General features: G+C 60.0%; 4 protein-coding genes and 1 pseudogene. 1 reads left to right on the forward strand and 4 read right to left on the reverse strand.

The window, feature by feature from the left end:
• The 4 genes and pseudogenes from AC1DPR_RS31725 to AC1DPR_RS31740 all read right to left on the reverse strand — a co-directional run.
• A pseudogene (locus AC1DPR_RS31725) lies at positions 1–248 on the reverse strand (DDE-type integrase/transposase/recombinase); the annotation flags it as partial.
• A 39-nt stretch (positions 249–287) separates the two neighbouring features.
• Positions 288–539, reverse strand: coding sequence for a hypothetical protein (locus AC1DPR_RS31730; RefSeq protein WP_477817991.1), 252 nt, complete (start codon positions 537–539; stop codon positions 288–290).
• Between the two features lie 136 nt (positions 540–675).
• On the reverse strand, positions 676–1,122 hold the full coding sequence (locus AC1DPR_RS31735) for a PIN domain-containing protein (protein ID WP_477817992.1): 447 nt from the start codon (positions 1,120–1,122) through the stop codon (positions 676–678).
• Positions 1,119–1,421, reverse strand: coding sequence for a hypothetical protein (locus tag AC1DPR_RS31740; protein WP_477817993.1), 303 nt, complete (start codon positions 1,419–1,421; stop codon positions 1,119–1,121). The genes AC1DPR_RS31735 and AC1DPR_RS31740 overlap by 4 nt, the downstream gene beginning before the upstream one ends.
• A gap of 94 nt (positions 1,422–1,515) precedes the next feature.
• Here AC1DPR_RS31740 and AC1DPR_RS31745 point away from each other — a divergent pair.
• Positions 1,516–1,907: IS6 family transposase (locus AC1DPR_RS31745; RefSeq protein ID WP_477817994.1), on the forward strand; the 392-nt coding region annotated here is incomplete at its 3' end.

Genomic DNA, 1,907 nt, shown 5'->3' on the forward strand with positions numbered 1-1,907 from the left:
CGGCCCTGGCTCTTCAGAAGCTTGCGCATGAGGCGCTTGGCCGCCTTGGCATTGCGGCGGCTTTGCACAAGAACCTCCAGAACAAAGCCGTCCTGGTCGACGGCACGCCAGAGCCAATGCTCCTCGCCACGGATCGAAACGACGACCTCGTCGAGGTGCCACTTGTCACCGAACCCACCGGAAGACTGGCGACGGATCTCCTTGGCGAAGGTCCGCCCGAATTTCTCCGTCCACAATCGGACCGCCTGACAATGCCCTCAATATAGAGCGGGTCAAGGGACGTCCGGTTAAACTGCCGGCGCCGGATGATCGCGGTTGCGCGCAGGTGTTCCCCGCCGATGCGACGGAAATGGTATGATCTCTGCAGTGGCAACGGGCGGCACAAACTGGAGGCTGGCGGTGTCGAACTCGATCACTCTTTCGAGTAGACAATCGACCGCTTCAATGGTCTCGAAGACCGCAACCTCGAGATTGGCCATGGTTTTTCCGCCGGCGGAAACCGAGGTTCCCGATCCGGTCAACACGACGACGTTTTCCATCCGCAGCCATTCGGAGATCAACGCTTGAAGCCGGATGCGCCCCGCTTTTGATCAAGGCCAGCCAGTAGATCACCAACGCCGCCGCTTTCAGTGAGGCCGATGAGTTCGTATCCTGTCGGAGCAGGCGCAGTCGCCGTCACTTCCCTTCCCCTCCGGCTCCAAGTCGCAAGGGGTTGACGATCTGGAGCCCCTCGAAGTCTTTTTCGTTGTCCGTGACCACCACACAATCGTTGGCCCCCGCGACGGCAGCGATGATCATATCGAGCGCGCTGCGCGGACGACCTGCGGCTTTGCCTTCGGCCATCAATCGCGCCCAGATCAGGGCAGCCTTGTCGTCGAACGGAAGGATACGATTGGCGAACAATTCCTGCGGACCTTCCGGCCCAGAGAACCAGGCGTCAAGCACGTCCCTCTTCTTGCCGCGGGGCTTTTCCAGAATGCCGCGTCGAATTTCGGCAATTGTCAGCGAGGCGACGAACAGATCTTCGTCGCGCTGCTCAGCCCACCAAGCGAGCAGCAGTTCCGAAGGTTGCGGCTTGACGATATTGCTGATGATGTTCGTGTCGAGGAGATAACGTGTCACAGATCGACCTTGCGCCCTTCCTCGCTCGGACGAGACAGGTCGAGATCAGCGCCGACAAGTGGCGAGCGTCGGAGCGCCGACAGGATACCGCCAAGTTTCGGCGGTTCACCTGCAACGAGAGCCTTCACCGCCTGCCTCGCCTGCTCCGCTTCAGGCCCCTCGTCGGCCAGTTGCCGTGCAAGCGACCGGATCAGTTCGCGGTCGGATTCCAGCGCCATGATCTCGAAACGCTTGAAGCCGCGCTGCGTCAGGCGCGCGCGGTAATTCTGGATCGCTCTCTTCTGTGCGGCGTTGCTCATGGCCAGCCTCCGTATTATATCAGGATATATAGCCGATATCAGCCTTGCAAACAAGGGCATTGTCAACTTAACGAAACGTGGACTTCGATGTGCGATGACGAACCGTGATCCGCTTTATCGCCGCCATCGCTTTCCTGCCGATATCATAGCCCACGCAGTGTGGCTCTATTTCCGTTTTCCCCTCAGCCTGCGGATGGTCGAGGACATGCTGGCTTCGCGTGGGATCATTGTCTCGCATCAGACGGTCCGATTGTGGACGGAGAAATTCGGGCGGACCTTCGCCAAGGAGATCCGTCGCCAGTCTTCCGGTGGGTTCGGTGACAAGTGGCACCTCGATGAGGTCGTCGTTTCGATCCGTGGCGAGGAGCATTGGCTCTGGCGTGCCGTCGACCAGGACGGCTTTGTTCTGGAGGTTCTTGTGCAAAGCCGCCGCAATGCCAAGGCGGCCAAGCGCCTCATGCGCAAGCTTCTGAAGAGCCAGGGCCG

The organism is Rhizobium sp. 01T417 (assembly GCF_056398905.1).